The organism is Bacillus sp. FSL K6-3200, assembly GCF_038630485.1.
Classification (GTDB): domain Bacteria; phylum Bacillota; class Bacilli; order Bacillales; family Bacillaceae; genus Bacillus; species Bacillus safensis.
Genome location: NZ_CP152032.1, coordinates 2,658,039 through 2,674,972, shown reverse-complemented (window position 1 = coordinate 2,674,972; position 16,934 = coordinate 2,658,039). Strand labels below are relative to the sequence as shown.

The 16,934-nt window shown below is 41.0% G+C and carries 18 protein-coding genes and 1 tRNA gene; 3 read left to right on the top strand and 16 right to left on the bottom strand.

Going from position 1 to position 16,934, the window contains the following annotated elements; translation table 11 throughout:
* Positions 1 to 11: 11 nt before the first annotated feature.
* Positions 12 to 350 (top strand): hypothetical protein, encoded by a 339-nt coding sequence (locus MHI60_RS13610; protein WP_034621171.1) that lies wholly within the window; start codon positions 12 to 14, stop codon positions 348 to 350.
* A 261-nt stretch (positions 351 to 611) separates the two neighbouring features.
* Here the strand turns inward: MHI60_RS13610 and MHI60_RS13605 are convergent, their stop codons facing one another.
* Positions 612 to 1,283 (bottom strand): hypothetical protein, encoded by a 672-nt coding sequence (locus MHI60_RS13605; protein WP_144484828.1) that lies wholly within the window; start codon positions 1,281 to 1,283, stop codon positions 612 to 614.
* Positions 1,284 to 2,373: 1,090 nt separating this feature from the next.
* Positions 2,374 to 2,517 carry a hypothetical protein gene (locus tag MHI60_RS13600; protein WP_186437318.1) on the bottom strand — a complete coding sequence of 48 codons (144 nt, stop codon included), beginning with the start codon at positions 2,515 to 2,517 and terminating at the stop codon, positions 2,374 to 2,376.
* A 219-nt stretch (positions 2,518 to 2,736) separates the two neighbouring features.
* Here MHI60_RS13600 and MHI60_RS13595 point away from each other — a divergent pair, with 219 nt between their 5' ends.
* The gene (locus tag MHI60_RS13595) at positions 2,737 to 3,717 is read left to right on the top strand and encodes an SDR family oxidoreductase (RefSeq protein WP_144484830.1); all 981 of its coding nucleotides are present in this window, start codon (positions 2,737 to 2,739) and stop codon (positions 3,715 to 3,717) included.
* Between the two features lie 448 nt (positions 3,718 to 4,165).
* Here MHI60_RS13595 and MHI60_RS13590 read toward each other — a convergent pair.
* The 10 genes from MHI60_RS13590 to MHI60_RS13545 form a co-directional block, all read right to left on the bottom strand.
* Positions 4,166 to 4,239 (bottom strand) — tRNA-Arg (locus MHI60_RS13590).
* 120 nt (positions 4,240 to 4,359) lie between these two features.
* Entirely contained in the window at positions 4,360 to 4,884 is a 525-nt protein-coding gene (locus MHI60_RS13585) for a metallophosphoesterase (RefSeq protein WP_041086507.1), read from the bottom strand.
* A 14-nt stretch (positions 4,885 to 4,898) separates the two neighbouring features.
* Entirely contained in the window at positions 4,899 to 5,501 is a 603-nt protein-coding gene (locus tag MHI60_RS13580) for an XTP/dITP diphosphatase (RefSeq protein ID WP_095409231.1), read from the bottom strand.
* Between the two features lie 10 nt (positions 5,502 to 5,511).
* Positions 5,512 to 6,240: a ribonuclease PH gene (gene rph, locus MHI60_RS13575; RefSeq protein ID WP_065214560.1), complete on the bottom strand. Its 729-nt coding sequence runs from the start codon at positions 6,238 to 6,240 to the stop codon at positions 5,512 to 5,514.
* Positions 6,241 to 6,391: 151 nt separating this feature from the next.
* Positions 6,392 to 7,453, bottom strand: a complete 1,062-nt coding sequence (locus MHI60_RS13570; RefSeq protein WP_048239038.1) for a GerMN domain-containing protein — start codon at positions 7,451 to 7,453, stop codon at positions 6,392 to 6,394.
* A gap of 101 nt (positions 7,454 to 7,554) precedes the next feature.
* On the bottom strand, positions 7,555 to 8,370 hold the full coding sequence (gene racE, locus MHI60_RS13565; RefSeq protein WP_144484832.1) for a glutamate racemase: 816 nt from the start codon (positions 8,368 to 8,370) through the stop codon (positions 7,555 to 7,557).
* Positions 8,371 to 8,380: 10 nt separating this feature from the next.
* Positions 8,381 to 8,821 (bottom strand): MarR family transcriptional regulator, encoded by a 441-nt coding sequence (locus tag MHI60_RS13560; RefSeq protein WP_024423206.1) that lies wholly within the window; start codon positions 8,819 to 8,821, stop codon positions 8,381 to 8,383.
* A 149-nt stretch (positions 8,822 to 8,970) separates the two neighbouring features.
* Entirely contained in the window at positions 8,971 to 9,195 is a 225-nt protein-coding gene (gene gerE / locus MHI60_RS13555) for a spore germination transcription factor GerE (RefSeq protein WP_003184172.1), read from the bottom strand.
* A gap of 203 nt (positions 9,196 to 9,398) precedes the next feature.
* On the bottom strand, positions 9,399 to 10,715 hold the full coding sequence (locus MHI60_RS13550) for a citrate:proton symporter (protein WP_144484899.1): 1,317 nt from the start codon (positions 10,713 to 10,715) through the stop codon (positions 9,399 to 9,401).
* A gap of 153 nt (positions 10,716 to 10,868) precedes the next feature.
* Positions 10,869 to 11,729: a LysR family transcriptional regulator gene (locus MHI60_RS13545; RefSeq protein WP_024423208.1), complete on the bottom strand. Its 861-nt coding sequence runs from the start codon at positions 11,727 to 11,729 to the stop codon at positions 10,869 to 10,871.
* A 135-nt stretch (positions 11,730 to 11,864) separates the two neighbouring features.
* On the opposite strand from MHI60_RS13545, the gene MHI60_RS13540 reads away from it, so the two are divergent.
* The gene (locus MHI60_RS13540; protein ID WP_111292407.1) at positions 11,865 to 12,995 is read left to right on the top strand and encodes a PrpF domain-containing protein; all 1,131 of its coding nucleotides are present in this window, start codon (positions 11,865 to 11,867) and stop codon (positions 12,993 to 12,995) included.
* Positions 12,996 to 13,022: 27 nt separating this feature from the next.
* Here the strand turns inward: MHI60_RS13540 and MHI60_RS13535 are convergent, their stop codons facing one another.
* The 4 genes from MHI60_RS13535 to sdhA all read right to left on the bottom strand — a co-directional run bounded on the left by MHI60_RS13535 (position 13,023) and on the right by sdhA (position 16,931).
* Entirely contained in the window at positions 13,023 to 13,742 is a 720-nt protein-coding gene (locus tag MHI60_RS13535; RefSeq protein ID WP_048239040.1) for a biotin--[acetyl-CoA-carboxylase] ligase, read from the bottom strand.
* Between the two features lie 79 nt (positions 13,743 to 13,821).
* Positions 13,822 to 14,283, bottom strand: coding sequence for a thioesterase family protein (locus MHI60_RS13530; RefSeq protein WP_144484900.1), 462 nt, complete (start codon positions 14,281 to 14,283; stop codon positions 13,822 to 13,824).
* Between the two features lie 121 nt (positions 14,284 to 14,404).
* Positions 14,405 to 15,169, bottom strand: coding sequence for a succinate dehydrogenase iron-sulfur subunit (gene sdhB / locus MHI60_RS13525; RefSeq protein WP_047202633.1), 765 nt, complete (start codon positions 15,167 to 15,169; stop codon positions 14,405 to 14,407).
* Position 15,170: 1 nt separating this feature from the next.
* The gene (gene sdhA, locus MHI60_RS13520; protein WP_039180483.1) at positions 15,171 to 16,931 is read right to left on the bottom strand and encodes a succinate dehydrogenase flavoprotein subunit; all 1,761 of its coding nucleotides are present in this window, start codon (positions 16,929 to 16,931) and stop codon (positions 15,171 to 15,173) included.
* Positions 16,932 to 16,934: the final 3 nt, after the last annotated feature.

The following is a 16,934-nucleotide window of genomic DNA, read 5'->3' as shown; positions in this document are numbered from 1 at the left end:
GGGGGATTCAAATGGGATATGACCCATTAATTTCAGCATTACGAAAATATAAAAATAACGATTTGATAATAGAATGGAAAAGTGGTTTAAAAGTTATTGGAGAACCTGACACACTTTATGAAACTGATAACGGATTGGAAGATGATGATGTCAATTATACAGAGTATGACGCAGTCGCATTTCAAGTAAATAACATCTTATCCCACCCCACTAATTACGACTGTGATATATATGATTGGTTAAAGCAAGAAAAAAGTTCCTTAATTGAAATTTCACTTTATAAAGATACACCAAGTGCAGTTTATTTAGCAGACGGTCAAAAATTATGGGAATTGGACAGCGATGAATAACAAAGAAAAGCCCCTCCAAATTGGAGGGGCTTTTCATTTACTTCTGCTTTACTTCACCATATTTTGAAGCATCTGTAATATAATGGCCTGATTTCCGCTTTTGTATAGTAGGATGTGTACTCAGCTTTACATCTTGGACACACTAGCAGATTTAATGACTTTTTCATTTGGTTTCGCCTCTTTATTTCATTTATATTGGGATAATTTAAAAACACCAAGACACTTGTCCAAACTGGATAAGCATCCTGGTGCTTTTATAATTTAACTATTTTTATAAAAATCTTTTAAGAATTTATTTCTAAATTCTTCTACGTTCTCCGAAAAATATTTTTGATTTACATAACAGGGGAAAAGGATAAGTGAGATTATAAATATATTTATAAATACTAACGAATTATAACTTAACATATTCACAAGCATTAAAATATAATGGATTATATTTATTATTAACGATAATAATAACGAGAAACATAATGCACCTAAACTATGAGTAGTAGATAATAAATGTGCATAGCGCTTTGCAATATAATCGCGCCTACTGTCCTCTTTAACTTTTGATAGTCTATTTTGCCATTCAAATTCTAGATTGAAATATTCCTTAGCCCTCTTTTTTGATAATATATTACGTTCTCTGAATTTATACCATTTTGCCTTTTCAACTGGTTGGGGAGCATCAATTAACTCTGCTATTTCAGATGTAAGTATACTCCTTCTCCCAAAACCTAATATCCAGCTCCAAGCAAAATACATTTGATGTATGAGATACCCAATTACAATGCCTATAGCTGCTGTACTAAATATAAAACTAATACTTTCCACTGGATTATCAGTCGGTAGATTAGCATGAAAAACCGCTACAGGCCATAAACTCATAAGCAAGAAAACCCAACCTGGTATTCCCCACCTAATAAGATATTTAGTCTCAAAGTTCATATCATTCCCTCCCACTTTTATATCGGAAAGAATTTAGCTTATTCAATCATTTAAAAACTTTGTCGAATAAAAAAGCGACCTCCGCAATGGAAGCCGCTCTCAATTTATCACCTAATACCATCATAACCACTCTCAGACAAAACACTTTGCCAAGATCGTGCCAAAAGTGTGCCATTATCATCCCAATTTCAAGCGATCGTATATTCTCTCTATGTATTTCCCTATTAATTGACAACTTCTTGTGCGTAAATAATGCTCATCCTTATTAGCAGTATCATCAGCCGTATATTCTGAATCTACATCCACGTCAAGATCGACTGAAATATATCTATAAAATAATTGATTAGCTATTGCCTTCTCAAGTGTCATAAATAAGCTAGTTATATTTATATCTCCCTTATCTTTATTTGCAACTGATTGTGAACAATCTTGTTCCCAAATGAATTCTTGACATTTGAATGCAAAAATCTGTAATTATCATGTCATAAAAATGCACTAATGCATGTATAGAATTTAGCTGTTCATATGACAATTCCGTATTACTTTCAACATAAATCCCCCTTTACCAATTATTATGCACTTTTAGTTATCCACATTATCCCGCAATTCTCCATATCTAGTAATGTGCTTTTAAAAAAAGCGACCTCCTCAACGGAAGCCGCTCCTAAATTAATTACCTTTTGTAATAGCTTTAATCATTTCCCATACCCTCTTTCATCTTTTATATAATCTATATCGGTATTTCAATTGACACTTTTAGTAAAACTTCTGATCCTTCATTATAAGTTGGATCACAATTCTATTATATCACTTTATATACATTATCCACCAATTCATCATATCTATATTGTGTCTAACTCAAGGAATCGCTGAATCCTTGGTTCCTCTTGCTCTTTTCTGCCATTTCCTCAAGACGAGTTGGACATTTTCTCACCTCAAAATCTGGCGTATAAATGGATCCCTTAACGCCTGTCCAATTTCTGTTTTTGTATATAGTCATCTTGATCCGATGTGTACCAGCAGTGTGATTGACGATATAAAATTATTTTGTTGGCTTGGCGGTCTTGAAAGATCCCCCTAGACTAAACTGCTAATCGATCATAGCATTTTCTTCGGTTTTCGCTTCGCTCAATGCGTAATATGGATCATGCACCTCATAAAATTTCATTTCCTCTTCTTTACCTTGTTCTTGATGATTTTGGACCAAAGTTTCTATCACATAGTCTTTGTCCATTTCGACTTCCGATAAATTGGTCAGCAACTTTTATTACTTTCCAGCCTTGATTGCTGATGCGTATTCAAACACCTGGAAATTCCAATCTACTCATAAAAGCTTACTGAAACTCTTCAACCTTCAAATAACTCCTTCACAAGTTTATTCATTATTAATACTTGGATTAGCAGTAAACAACATAGATATTAAAAGGGAATAAGTACGTTTGGAGGGAATTAAATGACACAAGAATCTGATGAGCGTAAGTTGCAACAAATAAAACAAATGCAACAGATGTTTTTAGAGAAAATGAAAACTCAACCTTATCCCATGTACCCTAATTACGGAAAAATCACACGCTATGAAGAAATCCCAATTAATTTACCTGAACAACGTCAACTTCGTCATCCTGGTGTAGAAGGTTTAATGGTACCACTTCCAATTATTGAAAATACAAATTACAAAGGGAGTGGTAAGTTAGCGGGGAAAGTTGCTCTTATTACAGGAGGGGATAGCGGTATTGGTGCAGCCGTAGCCATTGCCTTCGCAAAGGAAAGTGCTGACGTTGCGATTGCATACTTAGATGAACATGAAGATGCTAATAGAACAAAAGCAAGAATCGAAGAACTTGGGCAACGTTGTTTATTGATGCCAGGAGACTTGCGAGATAAAAGGCAATGTATCACCATTGTAGAGAAAACAGTAAAAACCTTCGGACGTCTAGATGTTCTATGTAACCACGTTGGTATCCAATTTCAACAACCAAGCCTTCTTGACATTACAGACGAACAATTCGATGACACCTTTAAAGTCAACATATATTCACATTTTTACACAACCAGAGCAGCGCTTCCTTACTTAAAACCAGGCAGTTCTATTATCGGCACTTCTTCAGTCGTAACGTATGTAGGTGAGCAACAAATGATTGATTATACAGCCACAAAAAGTGCAATTGTTGGTTGGACACGTGCTTTGGCTAAAAATGTTGTAAAACAAGGAATTCGTGTAAACGCCGTTGCTCCAGGTCGAATCTGGACGCCACTCATTGCAGCAAGCTTCTCGTCAGACCAAGTGGCTGTATATGGAGCATTTAATCCAATGGAACGAGTTGCCCATCCATTTGAACTTGCACCAACATTTGTTTATCTAGCTTCTGATGATTCACGTTTTGTTACAGGTCAAGTGCTGCATGTTGACGGTGGGGAATCCACACATTCCTAATATAAGGAGGTCATTGGATTGAGATATGAATTTAATCCAGAAGTAGAGTTATTACTTGTGAATCATTCAATGAAAAAAGTTACTATGGTTTATATGGAGCATTCATGGCTAATGTCTGAAATTGGACGTAGACCGCCTTATTATTGCTACCCTAATTATGAATTGAATTATCCAATCATTTAAATAAATCGCAGTTATGCAGGCATACAAAAATGGATACAACTATGTCAATTTAAGCTCACGTCATTGAAGAAGCTGATCAGAAATCAGTGCTACCATTTTGATAGCTTCTTTGATACAAAAACAGGGAACGGAAATACTTAAAAATAAATCCGCTCCCAACCCGCTCCCAAAACCCTGTTTTGAAGCGAGTTACGAACTTATGTTCCAAAGAACAAAAAAGCCTGAAACCCTTGATAATAAAGGGTTTCAGGCTTTTAAATTAGTACGTCCCAGGAGAGATTCGAACTCCCGACCGACGGCTTAGAAGGCCGTTGCTCTATCCTGCTGAGCTACTGGGACATGTTGTTATGTAGTGTGCTTTTGTGTATTACCTCAGCGACAAGATTTATTATATTACTATTGTTCTTTAAAGTCAACGGTTTTTCGAAAGTTTTTTCATAAGGGGCAAATGCTGCACCCTTATGAAATACCTTCCAATGTGACAGTGTTTTCGAGGTCTGATATGACCTGACCTTCGTCCGTGAAAAACTGTACGTTTGCTTCGCTTCCATCTAGTGTCAGTATAGCATAGCTGCGCTCTTTTCGCACTCTTGGCAGGTGCACGCTGCCTGGGTTAATGAGCAGTTTTCCTCTGAGCAGCTCACTACCTGGGATGTGCGAGTGGCCAAAGCAGATAATGTCTGCGCCTAGCTCTTCTGCACGGTAGTAGACTTGAAGTAAGGATTGTTTGATGCCATGCAGATGTCCGTGAGTGAGAAATAGTTTTCCGCCTCCATCAAGTGGGAGCAGGAGCTCTTCTTCAAAATCGCCCATAAAGTCACAATTTCCTTTGACGACTTTGTATCCTTCGAGTGCTGGGTGGTTCGTTTCGAGTTCTGAATCTCCGCAGTGAATCATCATGTCAACTTCAGCTGCATGCCGTTTGGCAATGGTTTGAAGTTCGTCTGTGAGTCCATGACTGTCACTAATGATGAGTATCTTCATGGCTTCATTCCCCCTTATTCATTTGCGTCTAGCAGTGATGAAAGCTTTTGAAGCGCGACCGCTCGATGGCTGATCTTGTTTTTCTCCTCTGGTGATAACTCGGCCATCGTCTGGTCTTTGTCTTTGACGATGAAAATTGGGTCGTATCCGAAGCCATTTTCGCCGATCGGCTCTTCTGCGATGAAGCCTTCTACTGATCCTTCTACCGTCTTTGTTTCTTTTCCCGGTATGCTGACAGCAAGGGCACATCTGAATCTGGCTGTACGGTCTTCTTTTTCAATGCCTTGAAGTTCGCTCAGCACTTTTTCCACATTCTCCGCATCGTCTTTATGCTCACCAGCGTATCTCGCTGAATACACGCCAGGTTTTCCGCCCAGATAATCAATGGACAGACCGGAATCGTCTGCAATGACCATTTCACCTGCTTTGGCTTGGATGGCCTCGGCTTTGATGATGGCATTTTCTTCGAAGGTTTGCCCTGTTTCTTCAATTTCTTCAGTAAAGCCAATGTCTGCTAGTGTTTTGACCGTGAATCCTTTTGGCTCAAGAATGGCTTTGAATTCTTTCGCTTTGCCCGCATTGTGCGTTGCAATGATGGCTGTTTTCATCCTGATCAAACCCTTCTCTTTATTCGATGACTTCTCCTGTTACTGCTTTTTGCTTTTCGATTAATTCTTTGATGCCCTTTTCGGCTAAATCAAGCAGTCCGTTTAGCTGTTCTCTTGAGAATGTCGCTTCTTCGCCTGTTCCTTGAAGTTCAACAAAGCGTCCAGCGCCTGTCATGATGACATTCATATCTACTTCAGCAGAAGAATCTTCTTCATAGTTTAAATCTAACAGAAGTCCTTGCTGAGAATCAATTCCGACGGATATCGCCGCTAAATAATCAGTAATCGGGTTTTCTTTGATAACTCTTTCAGCTCGTAGCTTTTGAATCGCAAGTGTCATAGCAACAAAAGCACCTGTGATGGACGCTGTGCGTGTGCCGCCGTCTGCTTGAATGACGTCACAATCAATCCAAATGGTGCGTTCGCCAAGCTTTTCTAAGTCAACGACTGCGCGGAGTGCTCGTCCAATTAAACGCTGAATCTCCATAGTACGTCCTGTGACTTTTCCTTTAGATGATTCTCTTATCGTTCTTTGTGCAGTTGCTCTTGGAAGCATGCTATATTCTGCTGTGATCCAGCCTTTTCCTTCTCCTCTTAAAAAAGGAGGTACGCGGTCTTCGATCGATGCGTTACAAATCACCTTCGTATTTCCCGCTGAGATTAAGACAGAGCCTTCTGGATGCGTGATGTAGCCTGCCTCTATTTCAATTTTTCTCAATTCGTCATATTGTCTTTCATCTAATCTCATGTTTTACCTCCGTTACGATATACATTCCTCGCGGGTGACAGCGGGGTTCTCCTACTAACTTTGACAACCTCAGCTCGTTCTAATCGCTTGGAATAAAAAAGAGGCAGCGAATATGCATGCCTCTTTTTCTCCATTATATCAATGTGTGACGTTAAAAACTACCTGTATTCACTTGTTCTGGTCGTGAAACCGGCTTTGTGAGCTCTGCTCCCTTTTCGTTCACAAGCTCAGCCTTGCCGTTCACCTTGACAGATACGCTTTTGACGTCCGGCAGCTCGGTTAATGTGAGCACAATGCTATCAAGAACTTTTTGTGAAATGACCTTTTTCTTTTCATCTGCACTGCCAAAAATCGATTCATTGAAATCAAGTGTCACATGTCCATCTTTTACTTTTGGTACATCATTCAGCTTCACATCTTGATCGAAGTCTGTAAGCAGATGGCTTTTTTTGCTTGGTCCAGAGACGAGCTCATCAATCGCTGCTGTAATCGGATCATCCTCGTCTTTTGGTGCTCTTGTGGTGACCGGAACGTAGTAGGTCTGTTCATCAGATTCAGCTAAATAGTATACCGTCACTGGCTTTGTCGATGTCATATCAGCGGCAGCCTCGTGCTGGATATTTATACCGTCCTCTCTGCTTAAATCATCTGAGATTGGCGTACCGTTCACAGGCATTTCTTTTAGTTCATGTCCATTCATCTTCAATTTGACTTTGGCTATGGAATCAAACTGGGTTAACGTCCAAGTGACAGATTGCAGGATGCGCTGTTCGTCTTCTTTTTTATAGTTTTTAAATTCATTTGAAAAATCCACAACCGCCGTTCCGTCTTTAATATCGACAGATACGCTCGTGTCCGCTGGCAAAACTGCTCTGAATCCATTCGGCATTAAGTTAGAAATAGGTCCCCCGTCCACGAGATATTCAAGGGTTTGTTTGGCACTTCCTTCATTTTTCGGCAGCGGAATGGATTGAGATACGACATACCCGTTTTTATCAATTAAATATAATTCTCTCATCACTGTATCAGCCTGCTTCTCTTCTTTTCCTTCTTTGGCTGTTTGTTTGTCTTCTTTATTTTCTTTCACATATGTGACGTTTTGCGGTGGATCAATCTCTGTTTTCGCTTGGTCTGTTTGAAACAATCCGCATCCTGACAAAAGCATGGCTGACGCGATACACGTAACAGCTGCTGTAGATCCTTTTTTCAGCATACTTCACCCTCCTCTAGTAGTTTGTACTACTATGTATACGAGCTCCCTCGGAGGATTAGACCCTTTTCATAAAAAAATAACCCACTTCAAATAGAAGCAGGTTATTGCTGGTAGATGTGTTCAAGTGACACGGTTTCGACCTTCCCTGGCAGGTAGCCAAACCAGTCACGAGCGATGTTTTGAAAATTTTGCTGCTGTCCTGTTGTGTAAAATGTATGGACAGGCGCTTCTTTAGAGGTATTTAACAGCCCTTTATATGAAAGAATCGTACTTGCTTCTCTCGCTGTCTCATCTCCTGATGAAATGATGCTGACATCACTGCCCATAAAGCGCTGAATCGGTTCTTTTAAAATTGGATAGTGTGTGCAGCCAAGAATAAGTGTATCAATTCCTGTTTCTTTCATCGGTTCAAGGGAATCTTTCACCACTGCCTCTGCTGTCTGATCTAAAAACGTACCGCTTTCCACAAATGGGACAAGGAGCGGACACGCCAGACTTTGAACTGTTAGGCCTGTTTTTAGTGACAGCAGTGCTTCTTTGTATGCCTCGCTTTTGATCGTATTGATTGTGCCAATAACGCCAATATGCTGGTTGTTTGTCACCTTGATCGCTGTGCGGGCACCGGGCTGAATGACGCCAATGACCGGAATATCAAGCGTTGCTTTAATTTCATCCAGTGCGATCGCCGTTGCTGTGTTGCATGCAATGACGAGCATTTTAATATGGTGGTGTTTTAATAAGTAGTGTGCCATTTCCCACGTATATTGAAGAACTTCTTCTTCTTTCCGCGGGCCATATGGACATCGTTTTGTATCGCCTACGTAAATGATTTTTTCTTTTGGCAGTTGTCTCATGATTTCCTTTGCAACGGTTAAACCGCCGACGCCGGAATCAATGACGCCGATTGGTTGATCCAACAAAATCGCCTCATTTTCTTTTCATTTGCTGCTGTAGTTTCGTTAAGGATTGGTTGAAAACGATGGCTTCTTCTTCTGAGAAAGCCCCTAGAAGTTCACTGACGTATTCTTGGCGTTTAGCAATCACTTCTTGAATGATTCTCTCGCCTTCAGGCAATAAATGAATGCGAACCACGCGGCGGTCAGATGGATCTTTCACCCGTTCGACAAGTTCACTTTTTTCCATTCTATCAATTAAATCAGTGGTTGTGCTGCAAGCCAAGTACATCTTTTGTGACAGCTCGCCTATTGTCATATCTCCGAATTCATAAAGCCACTGAAGCCCGATGAATTGTGGAGGCGTAATCGTATATTGATTCAGGATTTCTCTGCCTTTTTGCTTAATAATTGCGGCAATGTGGCGCAATGATTTTTCAATCTCTGCAACATGGCCAGACTCATTCGTTTCCATTTTATTGATACCTCACTATAGCATCTCACTTTGATTAAAACGTACATGTCTATTTTCCTCGTTTTTCAAAGAAAATGCAAGAAGAGACTCATGGAAACCATATAGAAATAACCGGTTCCTTCCCGATATGGAAGGAAAACCGGCTGACTTTAGAGCTCTAGCTCACCCATACGCAGAAGCTCGACTACAGCCTGTGAACGGCCTTTGACTCCTAGCTTTTGCATGGCATTCGAAATATGATTTCGAACAGTCTTTTCGCTAATAAAAAGCTCGCTTGCAATTTCTTTTGTTGTTTTATCTTGGACGAGCAATTCGAATACTTCTCTTTCTCTTTTGGTTAATAGCGGCTTGGATTGAAACTCTTTCTCCTTCAAGTATTGTAACCCTCCTTGCTAAGGTGAGAGCTCTAGTCTCTATAGAATGGGATTCTTTATAGTCGAGATATCATATGCCGAGTGCCTGAGGTAGGTGACGTTAAAATCAAGAAATCCCGCATATCAGCGTCCAATTTCTGCGCTTTCATCCACGCAAAAAAGGACGAGTCTCCTCCCGAGACATCGTCCTTTTTGTGTGGTATTTAAAAGATTGAAATGGCGCCTGTTAACAAGGCAATAAGTGTTGTAAAAAGGGCAGTTAACACGGTCCAAAGTAGTGCGTATTTTTGTAAATCGCCGATATCTTTATTCAGCATACCGACAAGCAGCATCGTTGAAGCCACAAGCGGGCTCAGTAAGTGGACAGGCTGTCCTATGATAGAAGCACGTGCAATCTCCACCGGATCAATCCCGTAAGCTGCGCCGGCTTCAGCCAAGATTGGCAGCACCCCGAAGTAGTAAGCATCATTTGAAAGAACAAATGTAAATGGCATACTCGTCAAAGCAACAATCAGCGGGAAAAATGAGCTGTAGGAATCTGGAATCATGTAAATGACCAAATTGGCAATGGCCTCAACCATTTTTGTTCCTGAAAAGATCCCTGTGAAAATCCCTGCTGCAAATACAAGTGTAATGACCGTTAATGCGTTTCCTGCATGCGATAAAATTCGCTCGCGCTGATCTTCAACCTTTGGATAGTTGATCATAAGAGCGATGACAAATCCAATTAAGAAGAGTACAGGAATTGGGATGATATCTAGAACTAGTGTGACCATGACAGCAATTGTTAAGAAGAAGTTAATCCAAATCAGATTCGGTCTCTTGATATCGGCTACTCCATCTTCAATTGACGCAGCCAATTCAGGAGAAATGGACACCTCTTCTTTGTACTGAATTTCTGCAATCCCAATCCGTTTTCTTTCTTTTTTCCCAAGTACGTAAGCAGTAAAAAGTATAAAAAGACCGCCTCCAACCATCGTTGGGAGTAATGGAATGAAAAATTCGCCTGCATCTAATCCAAGCGCCGCGATTGCACGAGTAGCTGGACCGCCCCATGGCGTCATTCCGCTCATAATACCTAATGATAATAATGAAATTGTTCCTAAAATTAATGGGTTCATCCCGATTCTTAAGAAAAGTGGCAGCATAGCTGATACGGTAATCATGTACGTTGTGGTTCCATCACCATCTAATGCAACGAGCATAGACAAAATTGCTACCCCAAAAGCAATTTTGACAGGATCACCTTTCACAATACGTAGAATGAGTTTAATCAGAGGATCAAACAATCCAGCATCCAGCATGACTCCGAAGAATAAAATCGCAAATAACAATAAAGCAGCTGATGGTGCAACAGTTTTCAGTCCATCAAGCATCATGTCCCCTAATCCTTTGTTAAAGCCACCGATCAATGCAAATATGATAGGTACAACGGTTAGAGCCACCACCGGATGCATACGTTTTGTCATAATGAGAAATGTAAATGTCAAGACCATCAAGATCCCTAAAATAGCTAGCACTTTATATCCCTCCATCCTCTTCTTTACATGATCTGCAAGCGCCCCCTTGCACTTGCGATCTATATGTTAGCGCTTTCTATTTCAAGGATATAATAGCTTTTTTTATAATGAAAATATCGATTTTTTCGTCTATTCAATAAATTTCTTTTATAATCAACCTTGCTGATTTCTTAAAAACTCAATGAACGCTTTCACAACAGACAAATGAAGTGAATCTGGCTGGTACATGAGCCATGTATCTCTTAAAACAGGCTGTCCATCTTTATACGAAAGACCTTTTACAAATAACTCATCACTTGGTCTGAGGCAAATTTCTGGGACAATGGCATAGCCTAAACCATGCTTCACCATCTCTTTTGATGTATCCTGACGATCTGTCTCCATCGTGACAAGCGGAGGCATTGTGAATGTTTCCTGCCACCATCTGTTAATCAGCCGTTTCAATGAACTGTCTGTATGATAGTCAATGAGCGGCAGATTCGGGAGATCCTTTAGCTGGATTTCTGATTTTGAAATGATGCAAAGACGCTCTTTATCGAGCAAAAAACGCTCTCCATTCCAGTCATAATCGCCTCTTAAAATCCCTAAATGCACACTTGATGTTCCTAATAAATCCATTACCTTTGTACTCCAGCCTGTGTTGACCATGAATTGAACATGTGGATACTGCTTAGAAAATTCTTTTAATATTTCTGGTAGTTTATACTGGGCAAAGTTACTTGAGACCCCCAACCGGATCGTTCCTTTGACCTTTTTTTGCATATTGAGCATGCCATCTTTTGTTTGCTGCAGCTGTTTGAGCATGTCATTTGCATATTTAGCTAAGTATTCGCCCTCTGATGTAAATTCAATTCCTCGTTTTCTTTTAAAGAAAAGCTTCATATCAAACTCCTCTTCAAGCTGTTTCAATCGATAGCTTAAGGCAGGCTGAGAGACAAATAATTTTTCTGCCGCTTTTGTAATGTTCTTTTCTTCATAAAGTACCTTTAAAAACCGCCAATCTTTTTCATCCATTGTATGCCCTCCTTTTTTACTAATTATAAAATATTTTTATTGATTTCTCTTAAAATAATGTATTTAACTTATTTCTTATTATACTTTACCATTTTGGTTAGATAAACAGTTAATTAAAAATTGAGGGTGAGAGTCATGAGAAAAGTTCCAATCACAATCATGCGAGGCGGTACAAGCAAAGGAGTATTCATTCACGCAAACAATGCACCATATGAACACGATGAGCTCGAAGCATTTCTATTAGACATTATGGGCAGCCCTGACCGGCTGCAGGTCGATGGAATCGGCGGCGGTAATTCTTTAACAAGTAAAGTGGCCATTATCGATAAAGCCACACGCCCAGATGTGGATGTGAACTATACATTTGCACAAGTCAGTATTAATGAGAGATATGTCGACTTTAAAGGAAACTGCGGGAACATCTCATCAGCCGTTGGGCCGTATGCGATCATTAAAGGACTTGTTCAAGCGGTTGAGCCCATTACAACTGTACGTATCCTCAATACAAATACAAATAAAGTCATTACGGCAGAGGTCGAAGTTGAAAATGGAGAAGTGAAATTTGAAGGACAGGCAGAAATTCCAGGAGTAAAAGGAACTGGTTCTCCTATTTATTTATCCTTTGAGAAACCTGAAGGCGCTGTTACAGGTAAAACCTTTCCGACTGGAAACAAAGTTGATACGATTCAAACGAAGTTTGGGGAGATTCCAATCTCGATCGTTGACATTGCAAATCCAATTGCCTTTATTCGTGCCAAAGATATTCAATTAAAAGGAACTGAATTGCCTGAAGAGTTTACAGACGAATTACTGGATGATTTAGAAGAAATTCGTTCTCTCGCTGCTGAAATGTGTCATTTTGCACCAAAAGAAATGGCCACATTACAGTCTCCAGCTGTTCCAAAGCTTGCGCTCATTAGCGAGCCTGCTGATTATGTAGATACAAATGGAATCTTGAGACGAGCAGAAGATATGGACATCATCGTTCGTATGCTATCGATGCAAAGACCGCACCAAGCACTTGCCATTACCGGTTCTGTCTGCGTGACGGCCAGCTGTTTCTTGGATGAAACGCTTCCTTCTCAGCTGTTTCAAGGACAAGGTGACACACTTCGTATTGGGCATCCTGCTGGTATTATGCAAACGGAAATTGACACCTCTCAAAACAGAGTCAAAGTCATTCGAACTGCAAGAGAAATTCTAGATGGAGTTGTCTTCACAAAACAAGACTATGTGATTCAGCCTCATATTAAAAGAGAAGCTTAAAGCAGACGATGTTCTCGTCTGCTTTTTTTAATGCTGGAGCGGTGCATCGATATCTCCGGCAGAATGAGCTTTTATCTGCCCTTTCTCATCTTTTAGCTGGAGATGACCGTAGCGGTTGACTCCGCAGCAAATGCCCTCTTCCCATGTTTGTTTTTCACGATCTAACGAAATCCGCAGCGGTTTATGAAGACGATATAACCGTTTGTTGTAGAGGGCAGTGAGTGCTTCAAATCCTTCATTCTTCCAGCGTGTATGATATTTTTCAAAAGCCGTGGCAAGTTCCTTGACAAGCTGATCGGCTTTTACCTCTGTAAGCTCTGATAGGCAAATGGTTTTGTACGGAACATGCTCCGGCTTTGTCTTCACATTGATGCCAACCCCGATATAAATAGCGTTACGGTCCGCTTCAATCAATGTGCCTGATATCTTTGCTTCATTAATAAGAATATCATTTGGCCATTTGATCGCCAGCTGATCCTCAGCCCTTATGAGAGGTTTGAGTACATCGTAGATCGCTAGTGCCGTCAGCGGAGCAATCGTTGACTGGGTGGAGAGTTCTTCTGGCGGCAAAACCGTCATAGTCAAAGCGACATTCCCTGCAGGCGTTTCCCACGGTCTGCCCAGCCTGCCTCTTCCTGCTGTCTGCTGATGTGCATATACAGCAAATGAGGGTTTTTCTCCTTTTTGCATAAGCCTTTTTGCTTCATTATTTGTACTATCAATGGTGTCATATTGAAAAATCTTCATGTGTTCTCCTTTTGTTTCTTCTTGATATGATCCTTTTATTATAACAAAATGAAGCTTACACGATGATGAGAGCTCTATGTTACTTATTTCGTTGAGCTTGAAATGTCTCTTTTTCTTCCTCTGTAAATGGAACAGAAGCACCTGTTTCTTTATTAATTTGCACCATGGTGACTGAACCTGTAAAGCATGGTTCCTGATGTTCGTTTTCTCCTAAATAATGAAGGATAAGTGAGCTTGAACCGACTTTTTCCGGCTTTACATACACACGAAGCCTCTCCCCAATCTCCACCTGTTTGATGTAATCACATTGCAGATTTGCCACGACTGTAATCGTCTCTCTCACTCGTTTCATTCGTTTATCAACAATTCCCGTTTTTTGAAAAAAGGCGATCCGTGCTTCTTCAAAATACACAAATGGAGTGACATTGTTCATATGGCCAAACATATCCGTTTCTGAAAAACGGACAGTCGTTTCGACATAAAATCGAAAGGATGCTCTCCATTCTTCAAATGGTTCTTCAATATATGAAGGAAGTCTCACTTCATCATCTCCTTATTCATCAATAAACGCCTCTCCCATATTGGAAGAGGCGTTTATTTTGTGTTCCATCCAGCCTCTTGTAAACACTCATCATGATTGGCAAAGAGGACTGAATGTGATGTTATTCTGCGTGATCGCTTCCGAAGAAGTTACGGAAAGCTTGTAATGTTGTATCTCTGTTAAGTGCTGCAATTGACGTTGTCAGCGGGATTCCTTTCGGACAAGCCTGCACACAGTTTTGAGAGTTCCCGCAGTTCGCAAGACCGCCGTCACCCATAATTTCTTCTAGACGGTCAGACTTATTCATCGCACCTGTCGGATGTGCGTTAAATAGACGTACTTGCGAAAGCGGAGCAGGGCCCATAAAGGAAGACTTATCATTCACGTTTGGACAAGCTTCAAGGCAGACACCACATGTCATACATTTAGAAAGCTCATACGCCCATTGTCGTTTTTTCTCAGGCATTCTTGGTCCAGGCCCAAGATCATATGTGCCATCGATCGGCACCCATGCTTTTACTTTTTTCAAGGAGTTAAACATACGGCTTCTATCAACCTGCAAGTCTCTCACGACCGGGAATGTCTTCATCGGCTGGAGACGAATCGGCTGATCTAACTTGTCAATCAAGGCTGTACATGACTGGCGCGGTTTTCCATTAATGACCATAGAACAAGCTCCGCACACCTCTTCAAGACAGTTCATATCCCAGTTGATCGCTGTTGTTTTTTCACCTTGTTTATTGACCGGGTTACGTCTAATTTCCATGAGTGCAGAAATGACGTTCATATTCGGACGGTAAGGGATTTCGAATTCCTCATCATAAGACTTTCCATCTGCTGTATCTTGACGTGTGATTATGAAATGAATTGTGTTTTTTTCACTCATCTTATTTCTCCACCTTTTTTTTCGAGTAATCTCGTTTACGAGGTGCAATTAACGATACATCGACGTCCTCATAGTGGAATGCAGGCTTTTGATTTTTCCCTTTGAACGTAGCCATCGTTGTTTTAAGGAATTCTTCATCGTTTCTCTCTGGGAATTCCGGTTTATAGTGTGCGCCTCGGCTTTCATTCCGGTTATATGCCCCGATCGTAATGACTCTTGCCAGCTGAAGCATGTTGTCAAGCTGACGTGTGAAGGCAGCGCCTTGGTTGCTCCATGATGCGGTATCGTTGATGTTGATCTTCTTGTAGCGCTCCATTAGTTCTTCGATCTTCTGATCTGTTTTTAAGAGCTTGTCATTGTAACGAACCACTGTAACGTTATCCGTCATCCATTCTCCAAGCTCTTTATGAAGCACATACGCATTTTCTGTTCCGTCCATGCTGAGGATGTTGTCCCATTTCTCCTGCTCTTTCTTCACAGCGCTGTCAAATGTTGCAGAAGAAAGGTCTTCCGCAGATTTCTCAAGACCGCTAATGTACTTCACCGCATTTGGTCCAGCGACCATTCCGCCGTAAATCGCAGAAAGAAGTGAGTTTGCACCAAGTCTGTTTCCGCCGTGCATTGAGTAATCACATTCTCCGGCAGCGAATAGACCTTTGATATTTGTCATTTGATCATAATCGACCCATAATCCGCCCATTGAGTAATGAACAGCTGGGAAGATTTTCATCGGCAGCTTGCGCGGGTCGTCACCCATGAATTTTTCATAGATTTCAATGATTCCGCCAAGCTTAATATCAAGCTCTTTTGGATCTTTGTGAGAAAGATCAAGATATACCATGTTCTCTCCGTTGATGCCAAGCTTTTGCTCGACACATACGTCAAAGATTTCACGTGTTGCGATGTCACGTGGTACAAGGTTCCCGTATGCTGGGTATTTTTCTTCAAGGAAGTACCAAGGCTTCCCGTCTTTATATGTCCAAACACGTCCGCCTTCACCACGAGCCGATTCACTCATAAGACGAAGCTTGTCATCTCCTGGGATCGCTGTCGGGTGAATTTGAATGAATTCTCCATTTGCATAATGCGCACCTTGCTGATATACGATGGATGCAGCAGATCCAGTGTTAATCATGGAGTTCGTTGATTTACCGAACACGATTCCAGGACCGCCTGTTGCCATGATGACTGCATCTGAACGGAAGGATTGAATTTCCATTGTCGTCAAGTTCTGCGCGACAATCCCGCGGCATACTTCCTCGTCATCTAAAACAGCGCCAAGAAATTCCCAGCCTTCATATTTCGTGACAAGCCCTGCTACTTCATAGCGGCGAACCTGCTCATCCAGTGCGTATAATAGCTGCTGGCCTGTTGTAGCTCCAGCAAACGCTGTACGGTGGTGCTGTGTTCCCCCGAAGCGGCGGAAGTCCAATAATCCCTCTGGTGTTCTATTAAACATAACACCCATACGGTCAAGTAAGTGGATAATGGACGGCGCTGCTTCACACATTGCCTTTACTGGCGGCTGGTTGGCTAAGAAATCTCCGCCGTATACCGTGTCATCAAAATGCTCATAAGGTGAATCCCCTTCACCTTTTGTATTGACCGCTCCGTTGATTCCGCCCTGTGCACATACAGAATGCGAACGTTTCACAGGTACGATTGAAAATAGTTGAACAGCTGTTCCCGCTTCTGCTGCTTTAATAGTTGCCATGAGACCAGCTAAGCCGCCTCCGACAACGATGATGCTAGAATTACTCATTGT

Coding starts and splice junctions, on each gene's coding strand:
- MHI60_RS13610 (WP_034621171.1), top strand. CDS start 12: ATGGGATATGACCCATTAATTTCAGCATTACGAAAATATAAAAATAAC.
- MHI60_RS13560 (WP_024423206.1), bottom strand. CDS start 8,821: ATGGAAACGAATGAGTCTGGCCATGTTGCAGAGATTGAAAAATCATTG.
- MHI60_RS13605 (WP_144484828.1), bottom strand. CDS start 1,283: ATGAACTTTGAGACTAAATATCTTATTAGGTGGGGAATACCAGGTTGG.
- MHI60_RS13535 (WP_048239040.1), bottom strand. CDS start 13,742: ATGAAGATTTTTCAATATGACACCATTGATAGTACAAATAATGAAGCA.
- MHI60_RS13570 (WP_048239038.1), bottom strand. CDS start 7,453: ATGCTGAAAAAAGGATCTACAGCAGCTGTTACGTGTATCGCGTCAGCC.
- MHI60_RS13545 (WP_024423208.1), bottom strand. CDS start 11,729: ATGGATGAAAAAGATTGGCGGTTTTTAAAGGTACTTTATGAAGAAAAG.
- MHI60_RS13595 (WP_144484830.1), top strand. CDS start 2,737: ATGACACAAGAATCTGATGAGCGTAAGTTGCAACAAATAAAACAAATG.
- MHI60_RS13600 (WP_186437318.1), bottom strand. CDS start 2,517: ATGGACAAAGACTATGTGATAGAAACTTTGGTCCAAAATCATCAAGAA.
- rph (WP_065214560.1), bottom strand. CDS start 6,240: ATGAGATTAGATGAAAGACAATATGACGAATTGAGAAAAATTGAAATA.
- MHI60_RS13540 (WP_111292407.1), top strand. CDS start 11,865: ATGAGAAAAGTTCCAATCACAATCATGCGAGGCGGTACAAGCAAAGGA.
- MHI60_RS13585 (WP_041086507.1), bottom strand. CDS start 4,884: ATGAAGATACTCATCATTAGTGACAGTCATGGACTCACAGACGAACTT.
- sdhB (WP_047202633.1), bottom strand. CDS start 15,169: ATGAGTGAAAAAAACACAATTCATTTCATAATCACACGTCAAGATACA.
- sdhA (WP_039180483.1), bottom strand. CDS start 16,931: ATGAGTAATTCTAGCATCATCGTTGTCGGAGGCGGCTTAGCTGGTCTC.